Source organism: Streptomyces phyllanthi (genome assembly GCF_009377205.1).
In the GTDB taxonomy this organism is placed as follows: domain Bacteria; phylum Actinomycetota; class Actinomycetes; order Streptomycetales; family Streptomycetaceae; genus Streptomyces; species Streptomyces phyllanthi.
Window position 1 is genome coordinate 1 of the sequence record NZ_VJZE01000181.1, and the last position, 16,400, is coordinate 16,400.

The following is a 16,400-nucleotide window of genomic DNA, read 5'->3' on the forward strand; positions in this document are numbered from 1 at the left end:
CCGCCCAGACCCCCGAGACCGGCACCGCCCGCGTCAAGCGCGGCATGGCCGAGCAGCTCAAGGGCGGCGTGATCATGGACGTCGTCACGCCGGAGCAGGCGAAGATCGCCGAGGACGCGGGCGCCGTCGCGGTCATGGCGCTGGAGCGCGTCCCGGCCGACATCCGCAAGGACGGCGGCGTGGCCCGCATGTCCGACCCGGACATGATCGAGGGCATCATCAACGCGGTCTCCATCCCCGTGATGGCCAAGTCGCGGATCGGCCACTTCGTCGAGGCCCAGGTCCTCCAGGCCCTCGGCGTGGACTACATCGACGAGTCCGAGGTCCTCACCCCCGCCGACGAGGTCAACCACTCCGACAAGTGGGCCTTCACGACCCCGTTCGTCTGCGGCGCCACCAACCTCGGCGAAGCCCTCCGCCGTATAGCCGAGGGCGCCGCCATGATCCGCTCCAAGGGCGAGGCCGGCACCGGCAACGTCGTCGAGGCCGTTCGCCACCTGCGCCAGATCAAGAACGAGATCGCCCGCCTCAGGGGCTTCGACAACCACGAGCTGTACGCAGCCGCCAAGGAACTGCGCGCCCCGTACGAGCTCGTGAAGGAGGTCGCCGAGCTGGGCAAGCTGCCGGTGGTCCTCTTCTCGGCCGGCGGTGTCGCGACCCCCGCCGACGCCGCGCTGATGCGCCAGCTCGGCGCCGAGGGCGTCTTCGTCGGCTCCGGCATCTTCAAGTCCGGCGACCCGGCCAAGCGCGCCGCCGCCATCGTGAAGGCCACCACCTTCTTCGACGACCCGAAGATCATCGCCGATGCCTCCCGCAACCTCGGCGAGGCCATGGTCGGCATCAACTGCGACACCCTCCCCGAGACCGAGCGCTACGCCAACCGCGGCTGGTAAAGGCACTGCATCCCATGAGCAACACCCCCGTCATAGGCGTCCTGGCCCTCCAGGGCGACGTACGGGAGCACCTCATCGCCCTGGCCGCGGCCGACGCCGTGGCCAGGGCGGTGCGGCGCCCCGAAGAGCTCGCCGAGGTGGACGGCCTCGTGATCCCCGGAGGCGAGTCCACCACCATCTCCAAACTGGCCGTCCTCTTCGGCCTGATGGACCCCCTCCGCGCGCGCGTGCGTGAGGGCATGCCGGTCTACGGCACCTGCGCCGGCCTGATCATGCTCGCTGACAAGATCCTCGACCCGCGTTCGGGCCAGGAGACCATCGGCGGAATCGACATGATCGTGCGCCGCAACGCCTTCGGCCGGCAGAACGAGTCGTTCGAGGCGGCGGTCGACGTGAAGGGCGTCGCGGGCGACCCTGTGGAGGGCGTCTTCATCCGCGCCCCCTGGGTCGAGTCCGTGGGCGCGGAGGCAGAGGTGCTCGCCGAGCACGACGGCCACATCGTCGCCGTACGCCAGGGCAACGCGCTCGCCACGTCGTTCCACCCGGAACTGACCGGCGACCACAGGCTGCACGCCCTGTTCGTCGACATGGTGCGCGCCTACCGGACAGCGGAGTCCTTGTAGGATCTCCGGGGGTCCCCCCGGGCCCCTGCGGTCCGGGGAGTTCAAACAGGATGGGTTACGCGAAGGAGACAGGCAGATGTCCGGCCACTCTAAATGGGCCACGACGAAGCACAAGAAGGCCGTCATCGATGCCAAGCGCGGCAAGCTCTTCGCGAAGCTGATCAAGAACATCGAGGTCGCGGCGCGCATGGGCGGCGTGGACCTGGACGGTAATCCGACGCTGTACGACGCCGTGCAGAAGGCGAAGAAGCAGTCGGTGCCGAACAAGAACATCGACTCCGCGATCAAGCGCGGTGGCGGTCTCGAGGCCGGTGGCGCCGACTACGAGACGATCATGTACGAGGGCTACGGCCCGAACGGCGTCGCGGTGCTCATCGAGTGCCTCACCGACAACCGCAACCGCGCCGCCTCCGACGTCCGCGTCGCCATGACCCGCAACGGCGGCTCCATGGCCGACCCGGGTTCCGTGTCGTACCTCTTCAACCGCAAGGGCGTCGTCATCGTACCCAAGGGCGAGCTGTCCGAGGACGACGTCCTGGGCGCCGTGCTCGACGCGGGAGCCGAGGAGGTCAACGACCTGGGCGAGTCCTTCGAGGTGCTCAGCGAGGCCACCGACCTGGTCGCGGTCCGCACCGCCCTCCAGGACGCCGGGATCGACTACGACTCCGCCGAGGCCAACTTCGTCCCGACCATGCAGGTCGAGCTGGACGAGGAGGGCGCCAAGAAGATCTTCAAGCTGATCGACGCCCTCGAGGACAGCGACGACGTGCAGAACGTCTTCGCCAACTTCGACGTGAGCGACGACGTCATGGCCAAGGTCGACGCGTAGCGCTGCCGCGAACTCAGCGGTATCGGCGGGCCGGTGGGACACGTCCTACCGGCCCGCCGTCGTTGTCGGTGGCAGCCGATAGCCTGGCGGGACGTCAAAGATCACCGTCCACGGACCGCGACCGATCATTGCGGGACCCCCGACGGTGCCAGGCCAGATCCGCGAGAGCGGCGGCGGTTCAGCCGCAAAGAGGGGAGGGGCAGGTGCGCGTCCTCGGTGTGGACCCAGGACTGACCCGATGCGGTGTCGGAGTCGTCGAAGGCGTCGCGGGGCGCCCGTTGACCATGCTCGGCGTCGGTGTCGTACGGACGCCCGCGGACGCCGAGTTGGGACACCGCCTCGTCGCCGTCGAGCAGGGCATCGAGCAGTGGCTGGACGAGTACCGGCCCGAATTCGTCGCCGTGGAGCGGGTGTTCAGCCAGCACAACGTACGGACCGTCATGGGCACCGCCCAGGCCAGCGCCGTCGCCACGCTCTGCGCCGCCCGCCGCGGCATCCCCGTCGCGCTGCACACACCCAGCGAGGTCAAGGCCGCCGTCACCGGCAGCGGCCGCGCCGAGAAGGCCCAGATCGGCGCCATGGTCACCCGCCTGCTGAGGCTCGACGCGCCCCCGAAGCCCGCCGACGCAGCCGACGCCCTCGCGCTCGCCATCTGCCACATCTGGCGCGCCCCCGCCGTCAACCGCCTCCAGCAGGCACACGCCGCCCACCGACAAGCCCAGACCCTTGCCCGAAAGGCCACCCGATGATCGCCTTCGTCAGCGGCCCCGTCGCCGCGCTCGCCCCCGACTCCGCGGTGGTCGAGGTGGGCGGCATCGGCATCGCCGTCCAGTGCACGCCGGGCACGCTGTCGGGGCTGCGCATGGGCCGGCCGACCAAGCTGGCCACTTCCCTCGTCGTCCGCGAGGACTTGCTCACCCTGTACGGCTTCGCCGACGACGACGAGCGCCAGGTCTTCGAGCTGCTGCAGACCGCGAGCGGAGTCGGTCCCCGGCTGGCTCAGGCGATGCTCGCCGTGCACAGCCCCGACGCCCTGCGCCGAGCAGTCTCCACCGGTGACGAGAAGGCGCTGATCGCCGTCCCCGGCATCGGCAAGAAGGGCGCCCAGAAGCTGCTCCTGGAGCTCAAGGACCGCTTGGGCGAGCCGATCGGTGCCCCCGCGATCGGTGCTCCGGTCACGCAGGGCTGGCGCGATCAACTGCACGCCGCGTTGATCGGCCTGGGGTACGCGACCCGCGAGGCCGACGAGGCCGTGTCCGCCGTGGCACCCCAGGCGGAAGCAGCAAACGGCACGCCCCAGGTCGGCCAGTTGCTGAAGGCGGCCCTCCAGACCCTGAACCGAGCCCGCTGACCCACCACACACCGAGGCACGACACATATGAACTGGGACGACACGACCGACGCCACCGCCCCCGAGCGGCTCGTCGGTGCGTCCGCCGACCGTGAGGACCAGGCCGTCGAGGCCGCCCTGCGCCCCAAGGACCTGGACGAGTTCATCGGCCAGGAGAAGGTCCGCGAGCAGCTCGACCTGGTGCTGCGGGCGGCACGCGCGCGTGGGGCGACCGCCGACCATGTGCTGCTCTCCGGCGCCCCCGGCCTCGGCAAGACCACCCTGTCGATGATCATCGCGGCCGAGATGGGCGCCCCCATCCGTATCACCAGCGGCCCCGCCATCCAGCACGCCGGCGACCTCGCGGCGATCCTCTCCTCACTCCAGGAGGGCGAGGTCCTCTTCCTCGACGAGATCCACCGCATGTCCCGGCCCGCCGAGGAGATGCTCTACATGGCGATGGAGGACTTCCGCGTCGACGTCATCGTCGGCAAGGGCCCCGGGGCCACCGCCATCCCTCTCGAACTGCCCCCGTTCACACTGGTCGGCGCCACCACGCGCGCGGGCCTGCTGCCGCCCCCGCTGCGCGACCGCTTCGGCTTCACCGCGCACATGGAGTTCTACGAGCCCGCCGAGCTGGAGCGCGTCATCCACCGCTCCGCGCATCTGCTCGACCTGGAGATCGGGACCGAGGGCGCCGCCGAGATCGCCGGCCGCTCCCGTGGCACCCCCCGTATCGCCAACCGCCTGCTGCGCCGCGTACGGGACTATGCGCAGGTCAAGGCCGACGGTGTCATCACCAGGGACATCGCCGCGGCCGCCCTCGCCGTCTACGAGGTCGACGCCCGAGGCCTCGACCGCCTCGACCGCGCCGTACTGGAGGCACTGCTGAAGCTGTTCGGCGGCGGCCCCGTCGGTCTGTCCACGCTCGCCGTCGCGGTGGGGGAGGAGCGTGAGACGGTCGAGGAGGTCGCCGAGCCGTTCCTCGTCCGCGAGGGCCTGCTCGCCCGTACCCCGCGCGGCCGTGTCGCGACCCCCGCGGCATGGGCGCACCTCGGCCTCACCCCGCCCCGGGGGGCGGCCGGGGGAGGCGGACAGCAGGACCTGTTCGGGGCGTGACGGCAGCGTGACGGCGGGGGACTCGCCCGCTCTGGAACCCCGGTGTCATGCTGTGCGTTGTTCCTGGCGTGCGGACTCGCTTAGACTCCGCCGATGCCGCCCTTGTCGGCGGCACACATACCCCCAACCATCAGGCCGCTCACCATCGCGGTCGTGTGAAGGAAGTTCCCACCCGTGAGTCTCCTGACCCTCCTCCCGTTCATCGTGCTCATCGGGGCCATGTTCCTTATGACCCGCTCCGCCAAGAAGAAGCAGCAGCAGGCCGCTGACATGCGGAATTCGATGCAGCCAGGCAGCGGCGTCCGCACGATCGGGGGCATGTACGCGACGGTCAAGGAGGTCAACGAGGACACGGTCCTCGTTGACGCCGGTCCGGGCGTGGAACTGCTCTTCGCCAAGAACGCGATCGGTGCCGTCCTCACCGACGACGAGTACAACCGCATCGTCCACGGCATCGAGCACGACCTGAAGTCCGACGTCGTGCCGGACGACGCCTCCTCCCTCACCGAGACCGACGAGCCCGCCGCCGACGCTTCCACCGCCTCCGACGACAAGCCCATCGACCTCGGCAAGAAGGACGCGGCGGACGACGCCGACGAGCCCGTCGAGGCGAAGGCCGACGAATCGGAGCAGAAGAAGACCGACGGCGAGTCCGACGCGAAGTAGTCACGCTCCCGGGTGGCGCGAGCACGACCAGCTCGCGCCACCCGGGACGTGTCGTTCTCGCACGAAGTCCCGACACCATGTCATGGCCGCCCGAACGCCCACCGGGCGCTGAGGCGGCCCGAGAGGGAGTTACGAGAAGGTGGCAGCACCGAAGAAGGGCCGGAGCGCGAGCGCCCAGGGCAAACCAGGCCGCGCACTGGCCCTCATCCTGATCGCCATCGCGGCGCTCACCGGGGGAATGTTCGCCTCCGGACACACGACTCCGCGTCTCGGCATCGACCTGGCCGGCGGTACGAGCATCACGCTGGAGGCCGAGAGCGGCCAGGAATCAGCGATCAACAAAACCAATATGGACACCGCGGTCGAGATCATGGAGCGCCGTGTCAACGGACTGGGCGTCTCCGAGGCGGAGGTCCAGACCCAGGGCGACAAGAACATCATCGTCAACATCCCCAAGGGCACCGACTCCAAGCAGGCCCGGGAACAGGTCGGCACCACGGCCAAGCTCTACTTCCGCCCGGTCCTGACCACCGAGGTGTCCGGCGCCGACGCGGCGGCCAGCCCCAGCACCAGCCCCAGCTCCAGCGCCTCCCCGAGCGCGTCCAGCTCCGGCGCGGCCTCGGACAAGGACAAGGAAGAGAAGGCGGAGTCTCCCTCCGGCTCCGCGACGCCGTCGTCCACGGCCACCTCGCAGGGCCGCGCGGTCACCGACGCGCTGAAGGCCGACCCGACGCCGAGTGACTCGGCCTCCGCGAGCTCCAGCGCCTCCCCGTCCGCGAGCGCGAGCGCCGGCGCCGACGACGCGACGGCCAAGCTCCAGGCCCAGTACGCCAAGCTCGACTGCACCAAGCCGGCCCAGCGCGCCGAGGCCGGCAAGAACGTCAAGGCCGGTGACCCGACGCTCGCCTGCGGCCAGAACTCCCAGCAGCAGTGGCAGAAGTACATCCTCGGCCCGGCCGCGGTCGCCGGTACGGACGTCGACGAGGCCCAGGCGGTCTTCGACACCCAGAGCGCCGCGGGCTGGAAAGTCACCATGAAGTTCACGTCCGGCGGTGCCAAGAAGTTCGCCGACATCACCGGCCAGCTCTCCGCGAACCAGCCCCCGCAGAACCAGTTCGCGATCGTCCTCGACGGCGACGTCGTCTCCGACCCGTCCGTCAGCCAGTCGATCGCCGGTGGCAACGCCGAGATCTCCGGCAGCTTCACGCAGGAAGAGGCCCAGGGCCTCGCCAACATGCTGAAGTACGGCGCCCTCCCGCTCACCTTCAAGGAGGCGAGCGTCACCACCGTCTCGCCCGCTCTCGGCGGCGAGCAGCTGCAGGCCGGTCTGATCGCCGGTGCGATCGGCCTCGCCCTGGTCGTGCTCTACCTGGTCGTCTACTACCGCGGCCTGTCGCTCATCGCCATCGCCTCGCTGCTGATCTCCGCGGTCATGACCTACGTGATCATGTCGCTGCTCGGCCCGGCCATCGGCTTCGCGCTGAACCTTCCGGCGGTCTGCGGTGCGATCGTCGCGATCGGTATCACGGCCGACTCGTTCATCGTGTACTTCGAACGCGTCCGGGACGAGATCCGCGAGGGCCGCTCGCTGCGCCCGGCTGTCGAGCGGGCCTGGCCGCGCGCCCGGCGCACCATCCTGGTCTCCGACTTCGTGTCGTTCCTCGCCGCCGCGGTGCTGTTCGTCGTCACCGTCGGCAAGGTCCAGGGCTTCGCGTTCACGCTCGGCCTGACCACCGTGCTCGACGTGGTCGTCGTGTTCTTCTTCACCAAGCCGCTGCTGACGCTGCTCGCCCGCAGGAAGTTCTTCGCGAACGGCCACAGCTGGTCCGGCCTCGACCCGAAGCGACTGGGTGCCCGGCCGCCGCTGCGCCGCACCCGCCGTCCCGCCGTCCCCGTCGACCCGAAGGAGGCCTGAGATGTCGAAACTCGGCGACCTCGGCGCCCGACTCCACCGCGGCGAGGTCGGTTACGACTTCGTCGGCAACCGCAAGCTCTGGTACGGCGTCTCCATCCTGATCACCGTCCTGGCCGTCGTCGGCCTGGTGGTGCGGGGCCTGAACATGGGCATCGAGTTCCAGGGCGGTGCCGTCTTCACCACCGAGAAGACCAGCGTCTCGGTCGCCCAGGCCGAGGAGTACGCGGAAGAGGCCGCAGGGCACGACGCGATCGTGCAGGAACTCGGCAACGGCAGCCTGCGCATCCAGATCTCCAGCGTCGACACCGGCAAGTCCGACGAGATCAAGGAAGAGCTGGCCAAGGACTTCAAGGTCGACTCGGAGACGATCAACGCCGAACTGGTCGGGCCCAGCTGGGGCGACCAGATCGCCAACAAGGCCTGGCAGGGCCTCGGGATCTTCCTGGTCCTCGTGGTGATCTATCTGGCCATCGCGTTCGAGTGGCGGATGGCGGTGGCCGCGTTCGTCGCCCTGATCCACGACATCACCATCACGGTCGGCATCTACGCCCTCGTCGGCTTCGAGGTGACACCGGGTACGGTCATCGGTCTGCTGACGATCCTCGGTTACTCGCTCTACGACACGGTCGTCGTCTTCGACAGCCTCAAGGAGCAGACGAAGGACATCACCAAGCAGACCCGCTGGACGTACCGCGACGTCGCCAACCGCTCGATCAACAGCACCCTGGTGCGCTCCGTCAACACCACGGTGGTCGCGCTGCTCCCGGTCGCCGGCCTGCTGTTCATCGGTGGCGGTGTCCTCGGCGCGGGCATGCTCAACGACATCTCGCTGTCGCTGTTCGTCGGTCTCGCCGCGGGCGCGTACTCCTCGATCTTCATCGCCACGCCGCTCGTCGCCGACCTCAAGGAGCGCGAGCCGCAGATGAAGGCCCTGAGGAAGCGCGTACTGGCCAAGCGGGCCCAGGCCGACCAGGGCGACTCCGCCGAGGAGCAGACCGACGAGGAGTCGTACGGCGACGAGCCGGAGGACGCGACCCCCGCGGTCGTCGGCCCGCGCCACCAGCCCGCGTCCCGCAACCGGGGCCGCGGCCGCCCCTCGGGGAAGCGCCGATGACCGAGCTGGTGGACATCCCGACGCTGCTGCTCAGCCGTATTCGCGACGTCCCGGACCATCCCGAGCCGGGCGTGATGTTCAAGGACATCACCCCGCTGCTGGCCGACCCGGCGGCGTTCACCGCGCTCACCGACGCGCTGGCGGAGCTCGTCGTCCGGCACGGGGCCACGAAGATCGTCGGCCTGGAGGCCCGCGGCTTCATCCTCGGGGCGCCCGCCGCGGTCCGCGCCGGTGTCGGCTTCATCCCCGTGCGCAAGGCGGGCAAGCTCCCCGGAGCGACCCTCGGCCAGGCGTACGACCTGGAGTACGGCTCCGCGGAGATCGAGGTGCACGCCGAGGACCTGTCGGCGGGCGACCGTGTCATGGTCATCGACGACGTCCTCGCCACCGGCGGCACCGCCGAGGCATCCGTCCAGCTCATACGCCGGGCGGGCGCCGAGATCGCGGGCGTCTCCGTGCTGATGGAGCTCGGCTTCCTGGGCGGCCGCGCCCGCCTGGAACCGGCCCTCGCGGGTGCCCCGCTGGAGGCCCTGCTCCAGCTCTGAGGACCGGCACGACAGACGTACGAACGGCACGGGCCACCCGTACGACACCGCGCAGGCGGGCACCGGAGGAACGCGGTGCCCGCCTCTCGCGTTGCTCGGGTAGCAGCCCGTCTCACCAGCCGAAGGCGAGCCGAGAGCCGAGGATCGCTACCATGGGGTCTCCGGAGCCTGATCGGGGGACCCGGATCGCGCACGAGGAGTCCTCTTGGCAGACGAGGCCCAGCCACTGACCGCCGCCAAGCCCGAGCCCGCCTCGGGAGCGGCCACGCCCGCGCCGAGCGCGAAGAGCGCCGCGCAGGGTCCGGTCGAGCACGCCCAGTCCGCGCCCGTCGACAGGGCCGTCGAGCAGCCGCGGCCCAAGCCGGCCCCTCCCGAGCGCCCCCAGGGGCCCGCTACCAGCTCCGGTCCAGGGGGGACCCCCACCGCGCCCCCGGCCCGCCCGGCCTCGGGTCAGCCCGCGCGCTCCGGCTCCTCCAACCGGGTACGCGCCCGCCTGGCCCGCCTCGGAGTCCAGCGCTCGAACCCGTACAACCCGGTCCTGGAGCCACTGCTGCGGATAGTGCGCAGCAACGACCCGAAGATCGAGACATCGACGCTCCGTCAGATCGAGCGCGCCTACCAGGTCGCCGAGCGCTGGCACCGCGGCCAGAAGCGCAAGAGCGGCGACCCGTACATCACACACCCGCTCGCCGTGACCACCATCCTCGCCGAGCTGGGCATGGACCCGGCCACGCTGATGGCGGGACTCCTGCACGACACCGTCGAGGACACCGAGTACGGCCTCGACCAGCTCCGCCGCGACTTCGGCGACCAGGTGGCGCTCCTCGTCGACGGCGTCACCAAGCTGGACAAGGTCAAGTTCGGCGAGGCCGCCCAGGCCGAGACCGTGCGCAAGATGGTCGTCGCCATGGCCAAGGACCCGCGCGTCCTGGTCATCAAGCTCGCCGACCGCCTGCACAACATGCGCACCATGCGCTACCTCAAGCGCGAGAAGCAGGAGAAGAAGGCGCGCGAGACCCTCGAGATCTACGCGCCGCTGGCCCACCGCCTAGGCATGAACACCATCAAGTGGGAGCTGGAGGACCTCGCCTTCGCGATCCTCTACCCCAAGATGTACGACGAGATCGTGCGTCTCGTCGCCGAGCGAGCCCCCAAGCGCGACGAGTACCTCGCCATAGTGACCGACGAGGTGCAGTCCGATCTGCGCGCGGCCCGTATCAAGGCGACCGTCACCGGCCGCCCGAAGCACTACTACAGCGTCTACCAGAAGATGATCGTCCGCGGCCGTGACTTCGCGGAGATCTACGACCTGGTGGGCATCCGCGTCCTGGTCGACACGGTCAGGGACTGCTACGCCGCTCTCGGCACCGTGCACGCGCGATGGAATCCGGTCCCCGGCCGGTTCAAGGACTACATCGCGATGCCCAAGTTCAACATGTACCAGTCGCTCCACACGACGGTCATCGGGCCCAACGGCAAGCCGGTCGAACTCCAGATCCGAACGTTCGACATGCACCGCCGCGCCGAGTACGGCATCGCCGCGCACTGGAAGTACAAGCAGGAGGCCGTCGCGGGCGCCTCCAAGGTCCGTACGGACGTTCCCAGGACATCCGGCAAGGACAAGGACGCCATCAACGACATGGCGTGGCTGCGGCAGCTGCTCGACTGGCAGAAGGAGACCGAGGACCCCAGCGAGTTCCTCGAGTCGCTGCGCTTCGACCTCTCCCGCAACGAGGTCTTCGTCTTCACGCCGAAGGGCGACGTGATCGCGCTCCCGGCCGGAGCGACCCCCGTCGACTTCGCCTACGCGGTCCACACCGAGGTCGGCCACCGCACGATAGGCGCCCGCGTCAACGGACGCCTCGTCCCGCTCGAGTCCACCCTCGACAACGGCGACCTGGTCGAGGTCTTCACCTCCAAGGCGACCGGCGCCGGCCCGTCCCGCGACTGGCTCGGCTTCGTGAAGTCGCCGCGCGCCCGCAACAAGATCCGGGCCTGGTTCTCCAAGGAGCGCCGCGACGAGGCGATCGAGCAGGGCAAGGACGCCATCGCGCGCGCGATGCGCAAGCAGAACCTGCCGATCCAGCGCATCCTCACGGGCGACTCGCTCGTCACCCTCGCCCACGAGATGCGCTACCCCGACATCTCGTCCCTGTACGCGGCGATCGGCGAGGGCCATGTGGCCGCGCAGAACGTCGTACAGAAGCTGGTGCAGGCCCTCGGCGGCGAGGAGGCGGCCACCGAGGAGATCGACGAGGCGGTGCCGTCGCCGCGCGGCCGCAGCCGCAAGCGCCGCAGCAGCAACGATCCCGGTGTGGTGGTGAAGGGCGTCGAGGACGTCTGGGTGAAGCTCGCCCGCTGCTGTACGCCCGTCCCCGGCGACCCGATCATCGGCTTCGTGACCCGTGGCAGTGGCGTATCGGTTCACCGCAGCGACTGCGTCAACGTCGAGTCCCTCTCCCGCGAGCCGGAGCGCATCCTCGACGTCGAGTGGGCGCCCACCCAGTCCTCGGTGTTCCTGGTCGCCATCCAGGTCGAGGCCCTGGACCGGTCGCGCCTCCTCTCGGACGTGACCCGCGTCCTGTCCGACCAGCACGTGAACATCCTGTCGGCGGCCGTCCAGACCTCCCGCGACCGGGTGGCCACGTCCCGCTTCACCTTCGAGATGGGCGACCCCAAGCACCTGGGCCACGTCCTGAAGGCCGTACGAGGCGTGGAGGGCGTGTACGACGTGTACCGGGTGACATCGGCGCGCAGGCCGTAGCCTCGCGGCACAGCGGCGCATACGAAGGGGGCTCCCGTACACGATGTACGGGAGCCCCCTTCGTACGCGTGGGCGGGTCGTCTCAGCCGCCGAACTCCTGCAGACCCTTCAGCGCCTGGTCCAGCAGCGCCTGGCGGCCCTCCAGCTCCCTCTCGAGCTTGTCGGCCTTGGCGTTGTTGCCCTGGGCGCGCGCCTGCTCGATCTGGCCCTTCAGCTTGTCCACGGCCGCCTGGAGCTGGCCCGTCAGCCCCGCGGCCCGGGCACGGGCCTCCGGGTTCGTACGGCGCCACTCGGCATCCTCGGACTCCTGCATGGCCCGCTCGACCGCGTGCATACGGCCCTCCACCTTCGGGCGGGCGTCCCGCGGCACATGGCCGATGGCCTCCCAGCGCTCGTTGATGGAGCGGAACGCGGCACGCGCCGCCTTCAGGTCCGTGATCGGCAGCAGCTTCTCCGCCTCTTCGGCCAGCTCCTCCTTGAGCTTGAGGTTCTCCGCCTGCTCGGCGTCACGCTCGGCGAACACCGAGCTGCGTGCCGCGAAGAAGATGTCCTGGGCACCGCGGAAGCGGTTCCACAGGTCGTCCTCGTGCTCGCGCTGGGCGCGGCCCGCGGCCTTCCACTCGGCCATCAGCTCGCGGTAGCGGGCCGCCGTCGGCCCCCAATCGGTCGAGCCGGAGAGGGACTCGGCCTCGGCGACCAGCCGCTCCTTGGCCTTGCGGGCATCCTCGCGCTGCGCGTCCAGCTGCGCGAAGTGGGCCTTGCGGCGCTTGGAGAACGCCGAGCGGGCGTGCGAGAAGCGGTGCCACAGCTCGTCGTCCGACTTGCGGTCGAGCCGCGGCAGCCCCTTCCAGGTGTCCACCAGCGCCCGCAGCCGCTCACCGGCGGCCCGCCACTGGTCGGACTGCGCCAGCTCCTCCGCCTCGGCGACCAGGGCCTCCTTGGAGTGCCGTGCCTCGTCGGACTGCTTCGCCCGCTGCGCCCTGCGCTCCTCACGGCGCGCCTCGACGGCCTCGACCAGCTTGTCCAACCGTGTTCGCAGGGCGTCCAGGTCACCCACCACGTGGTGCGCGTCGACCTGCTCGCGGATGTGGTCGATCGCGGCCTGCGCGTCCTTCGCCGACAGATCGGTGGTCTGCACTCGCTTTTCGAGGAGGCCGATCTCGACAACCAGGCCCTCGTACTTGCGCTCGAAGTAGGCCAACGCCTCCTCGGGAGAGCCGGCCTGCCAGGAACCGACGACCTGCTCGCCGTCGGCCGTACGCACGTACACGGTCCCCGTCTCGTCGACGCGGCCCCACGGGTCGCTGCTCACAGCGCCTCCTCCACATGATGCCTGCGAAGGGCTCATGCACCCCCGGGCATCGTCCACAGTTTCGTCACGGCCAACATAGGCGACCGGCGGGGCGGCTGTCCGCATCCCGCGCGACCGAAATTCCGCAGTTGGCGGTCAGGATTCCTTGACAGTCGCCTTGTTGATCACCACGGTCGCGTTGGGCGCGCCATCGCCCTGTCCCGTGCTGTCACCGGCGTCGGCGATCTTCTTCAGGACCTTCATGCCCGATTCGGAAATCGTCCCGAACGGTGTGTAGTCGGCCGGCAGCTGACTGTCCTGGTAGACGAGGAAGAACTGGCTGCCGCCGGTGTTGCGGCCCTCCTTCGTCTGGGCGTTGTACTGGTTCGCCATGGCCACGGTGCCCGCCGGGTACACCCCGCCCTTGAGGCGCGTGTCCTTCAGGTTCTCGTCCGGGATCGTGTAGCCCGGTCCGCCCATGCCGGTGCCCTGCGGGTCGCCGCACTGGAGCACGTAGATGCCCATCGTGGTGAGCCGGTGGCACTTCGTGTGGTCCAGGTAGCCCTTGTTCACCAGGAAGTCGAACGAGTTCACCGTGCGCGGGGTCTTCGCCGCGTCCATGCTGATGGAGATGTCACCGCAGGTGGTCTGCAGGTCCATCGTGTACTTCGCGGTCTTGTCGATGGTGACCGCTGGCTCCTTCTTGTACGTGAGCTCCTTGACCTTGCCCTCGGCCGGCTTCTCGCACGGGTCGGGAGCCTTGCTCGGGGAGGCGCTCGGGGTCACCTCCGCGCTCGCGTTGTCCTTCTTGCCGTCGTCCTTGAGCACCCCGGTGGTGTACAGCGCCACACTGCCTATCAGGATCACGCCGAGGACCGACGCGATCACGGCATTGCGGGCATGCGCCTTGCGCCGCGCGACGGTGCGTCGCTGCTGCTGCCGCAAGAACTTCTCCCGGGCGAGCTGACGCCGCCGCTGTTCCTGGCTGACCACCGGGTTCTCTCCTCATGCGTCTCGTACGTCGACCGGTACGTGTGCGACCTGTGAGCCGACCGCTTGTGTGTGCCCCGTACCGTATATGGGTTCGCTGAGGAAACGGCAGCGCCGGTAGGCTCTGACGCGCAGCAACACACCTCGTACGACTGCTCGTACGACCCCGTACCGCCACAATCCGAAGGACGATCGTGCTCATTGCCGGGTTCCCCGCCGGGGCCTGGGGGACCAACTGTTACCTGGTCGCCCCCGCCGCGGGCGAGGAGTGCGTGATCATCGACCCCGGCCACCAGGCCGCCCAGGGAGTCGAGGAGGCGCTGAAGAAGCATCGGCTCAAGCCCGTCGCCGTCGTCCTCACCCACGGTCACATCGACCACGTCGCCTCGGTCGTCCCGGTGTGCGGCGCTCATGACGTACCGGCGTGGATCCACCCCGAGGACCGGTACATGATGAGCGACCCCGAGAAGGCGCTCGGCCGTTCCATAGGGATGCCGCTGATGGGCGAGCTGACCGTGGGCGAGCCCGACGACGTCAAGGAGCTGGCCGACGGTTCGAGGCTCGAACTGGCCGGTCTCGAACTGTCCGTCGCGCACGCGCCCGGCCATACCAAGGGGTCGGTGACCTTCCGGATGCCCGAGACGGCCGACATACCGTCGGTCTTCTTCTCGGGCGACCTGCTGTTCGCCGGCTCCATCGGACGCACCGACCTGCCCGGCGGTGACATGGCCGAGATGCTCGACTCGCTGGCCCGCGTGTGCCTGCCGCTCGACGACTCGACCGTGGTGCTGTCCGGCCACGGCCCCCAGACGACCATCGGCCAGGAGCGCGCCACCAACCCGTACCTGCGGCAGGTGGCCGCCGGCGGCCAGGGAGCGGGTACGAGCACCCCTCCCCGACGAGGAATGTGACGAGAGACCTTCCGTGAGCACCTTTCAGGCCCCCAAGGGCACGTACGACCTCATCCCGCCCCGTTCCGCGACGTTCCTCGCGGTGCGCGAGGCGATCGCCGCGCCGCTGCGCAACTCCGGCTACGGCTACATCGAGACGCCCGGCTTCGAGAACGTGGAGCTCTTCGCCCGCGGTGTCGGTGAGTCGACCGACATCGTGACGAAGGAGATGTACGCCTTCGAGACGAAGGGCGGCGACAGGCTGGCGCTTCGCCCCGAGGGCACGGCCTCCGTGCTGCGCGCCGCGCTGGAGGCGAACCTGCACAAGGCGGGCAACCTCCCGGTCAAGCTCTGGTACTCGGGCTCGTACTACCGCTACGAGAAGCCGCAGGCGGGCCGGTACCGCCACTTCTCGCAGGTCGGCGCCGAGGCGATCGGCGCCGAGGACCCGGCGCTGGACGCGGAGCTGATCATCCTGGCGGACCAGGCGTACCGCTCGCTGGGTCTCAGGAACTTCCGCATCCTCCTCAACTCCCTGGGCGACAAGGAGTGCCGCCCGGTCTACCGGGCCGCGCTCCAGGACTTCCTCCGGGGCCTGGACCTGGACGAGGACACCCTTCGCCGGGCGGAGATCAACCCGCTCCGGGTCCTCGACGACAAGCGCGACACGGTCCAGAAGCAGCTGGTGGGCGCTCCGCTCCTGCGTGACTACCTGTGCGACGCGTGCAAGGCGTACCACGAGGAGGTCCGCGAGCTGATCACGGCGGCGGGAGTGTCCTTCGAGGACGACCCGAAGCTGGTGCGCGGCCTGGACTACTACACGCGGACGACCTTCGAGTTCGTCCACGACGGTCTGGGTTCCCAGTCCGCGGTGGGCGGCGGCGGCCGCTACGACGGCCTGTCCGAGATGATCGGCGGACCGGCGCTGCCGTCGGTGGGCTGGGCGCTCGGCGTCGACCGCACGGTGCTGGCACTGGAGGCGGAAGGCGTGGAGCTGCCCGTCCCCGCCGCCACGAGCGTGTTCGCCGTCCCGCTCGGCGAGGAGGCCCGGCGGATCCTGTTCGCCAAGGTCACCGAGTTGCGCAAGGTCGGTATCGCGGCGGACTTCTCGTACGGCGGGAAGGGCCTGAAGGGCGCGATGAAGAACGCCAACCGCAGTGGGGCGCGGTACGCGATCGTCGCCGGTGAGCGGGATCTCACCCAGGGCGTGGTCCAGCTGAAGGACATGGAGTCCGGCGAGCAGACGGCGATCGCGGTGAACGAGGTCGTGGCGGAACTGGAGTCGAGGCTGGGCTGAGCGGGGCCCTGCCGGGGTGCGCTGGGTCTTCGCCTCGGCAGGGCTCAGCTTCTCGCCCGAGGCCGGGCAGGCATATCCAGTCCGTCCGGCGTTCGAGGACGAGGCCCGTTCAGGGCCGAAGCGGGGGTCTGGGG

The 16,400-nt window shown here is 69.7% G+C and carries 15 protein-coding genes; 13 read left to right on the forward strand and 2 right to left on the reverse strand.

The features are described from left to right. The 11 genes from pdxS to FNH04_RS24055 all read left to right on the forward strand — a co-directional run. Positions 1–893, forward strand: an 893-nt coding sequence (pdxS, locus tag FNH04_RS24005) for a pyridoxal 5'-phosphate synthase lyase subunit PdxS (protein ID WP_152787538.1), incomplete at its 5' end; no start/stop codon positions are given. A 14-nt stretch (positions 894–907) separates the two neighbouring features. Continuing rightward, on the forward strand, positions 908–1,516 hold the full coding sequence (pdxT, locus tag FNH04_RS24010) for a pyridoxal 5'-phosphate synthase glutaminase subunit PdxT (protein ID WP_152787540.1): 609 nt from the start codon (positions 908–910) through the stop codon (positions 1,514–1,516). Positions 1,517–1,592: 76 nt separating this feature from the next. Next, complete coding sequence (locus FNH04_RS24015) at positions 1,593–2,345, forward strand: YebC/PmpR family DNA-binding transcriptional regulator (RefSeq protein WP_152787542.1); 753 nt, start codon at positions 1,593–1,595, stop codon at positions 2,343–2,345. Between the two features lie 203 nt (positions 2,346–2,548). Continuing rightward, the gene (ruvC, locus tag FNH04_RS24020) at positions 2,549–3,094 is read left to right on the forward strand and encodes a crossover junction endodeoxyribonuclease RuvC (protein ID WP_322723688.1); all 546 of its coding nucleotides are present in this window, start codon (positions 2,549–2,551) and stop codon (positions 3,092–3,094) included. After that, a complete protein-coding gene (gene ruvA / locus FNH04_RS24025) occupies positions 3,091–3,696 on the forward strand; it encodes a Holliday junction branch migration protein RuvA (RefSeq protein WP_152787544.1) in 606 nt (201 codons plus the stop codon). Before ruvC ends, ruvA begins: the two co-directional genes overlap by 4 nt. A 27-nt stretch (positions 3,697–3,723) precedes the next feature. Beyond that, positions 3,724–4,794, forward strand: a complete 1,071-nt coding sequence (gene ruvB, locus FNH04_RS24030; RefSeq protein WP_152787546.1) for a Holliday junction branch migration DNA helicase RuvB — start codon at positions 3,724–3,726, stop codon at positions 4,792–4,794. Between the two features lie 174 nt (positions 4,795–4,968). Next, complete coding sequence (yajC, locus tag FNH04_RS24035) at positions 4,969–5,460, forward strand: preprotein translocase subunit YajC (protein ID WP_322723689.1); 492 nt, start codon at positions 4,969–4,971, stop codon at positions 5,458–5,460. Between the two features lie 139 nt (positions 5,461–5,599). Then, entirely contained in the window at positions 5,600–7,375 is a 1,776-nt protein-coding gene (secD, locus tag FNH04_RS24040; protein WP_322723691.1) for a protein translocase subunit SecD, read from the forward strand. 1 nt (position 7,376) lies between these two features. Beyond that, positions 7,377–8,489, forward strand: a complete 1,113-nt coding sequence (gene secF / locus FNH04_RS24045; RefSeq protein ID WP_152787550.1) for a protein translocase subunit SecF — start codon at positions 7,377–7,379, stop codon at positions 8,487–8,489. Then, positions 8,486–9,034 carry an adenine phosphoribosyltransferase gene (locus FNH04_RS24050; protein ID WP_152787552.1) on the forward strand — a complete coding sequence of 183 codons (549 nt, stop codon included), beginning with the start codon at positions 8,486–8,488 and terminating at the stop codon, positions 9,032–9,034. Before secF ends, FNH04_RS24050 begins: the two co-directional genes overlap by 4 nt. Before the next feature lie 205 nt (positions 9,035–9,239). Beyond that, the gene (locus FNH04_RS24055) at positions 9,240–11,798 is read left to right on the forward strand and encodes a RelA/SpoT family protein (RefSeq protein ID WP_152787554.1); all 2,559 of its coding nucleotides are present in this window, start codon (positions 9,240–9,242) and stop codon (positions 11,796–11,798) included. 82 nt (positions 11,799–11,880) lie between these two features. On the opposite strand, the gene FNH04_RS24060 is transcribed toward FNH04_RS24055, so the two are convergent. Together FNH04_RS24060 and FNH04_RS24065 are read right to left on the reverse strand one after the other, a co-directional pair. Beyond that, positions 11,881–13,110: a DUF349 domain-containing protein gene (locus FNH04_RS24060; RefSeq protein WP_322723693.1), complete on the reverse strand. Its 1,230-nt coding sequence runs from the start codon at positions 13,108–13,110 to the stop codon at positions 11,881–11,883. Between the two features lie 135 nt (positions 13,111–13,245). Next, positions 13,246–14,082 (reverse strand): peptidylprolyl isomerase, encoded by an 837-nt coding sequence (locus tag FNH04_RS24065; RefSeq protein ID WP_322723694.1) that lies wholly within the window; start codon positions 14,080–14,082, stop codon positions 13,246–13,248. Between the two features lie 191 nt (positions 14,083–14,273). On the opposite strand from FNH04_RS24065, the gene FNH04_RS24070 reads away from it, so the two are divergent. Further along, on the forward strand, positions 14,274–14,990 hold the full coding sequence (locus FNH04_RS24070; protein WP_322723696.1) for an MBL fold metallo-hydrolase: 717 nt from the start codon (positions 14,274–14,276) through the stop codon (positions 14,988–14,990). A gap of 13 nt (positions 14,991–15,003) precedes the next feature. Then, positions 15,004–16,266 carry a histidine--tRNA ligase gene (gene hisS / locus FNH04_RS24075; RefSeq protein WP_322723697.1) on the forward strand — a complete coding sequence of 421 codons (1,263 nt, stop codon included), beginning with the start codon at positions 15,004–15,006 and terminating at the stop codon, positions 16,264–16,266. Positions 16,267–16,400 lie beyond the last annotated feature (134 nt).

What these genes read in the sequence shown, in the direction of transcription:
- pdxT (WP_152787540.1), top strand. Translation starts at nt 908, where the DNA reads ATGAGCAACACCCCCGTCATAGGCGTCCTGGCCCTCCAGGGCGACGTA.
- FNH04_RS24015 (WP_152787542.1), top strand. Translation starts at nt 1,593, where the DNA reads ATGTCCGGCCACTCTAAATGGGCCACGACGAAGCACAAGAAGGCCGTC.
- ruvA (WP_152787544.1), top strand. Translation starts at nt 3,091, where the DNA reads ATGATCGCCTTCGTCAGCGGCCCCGTCGCCGCGCTCGCCCCCGACTCC.
- ruvB (WP_152787546.1), top strand. Translation starts at nt 3,724, where the DNA reads ATGAACTGGGACGACACGACCGACGCCACCGCCCCCGAGCGGCTCGTC.
- secF (WP_152787550.1), top strand. Translation starts at nt 7,377, where the DNA reads ATGTCGAAACTCGGCGACCTCGGCGCCCGACTCCACCGCGGCGAGGTC.
- FNH04_RS24050 (WP_152787552.1), top strand. Translation starts at nt 8,486, where the DNA reads ATGACCGAGCTGGTGGACATCCCGACGCTGCTGCTCAGCCGTATTCGC.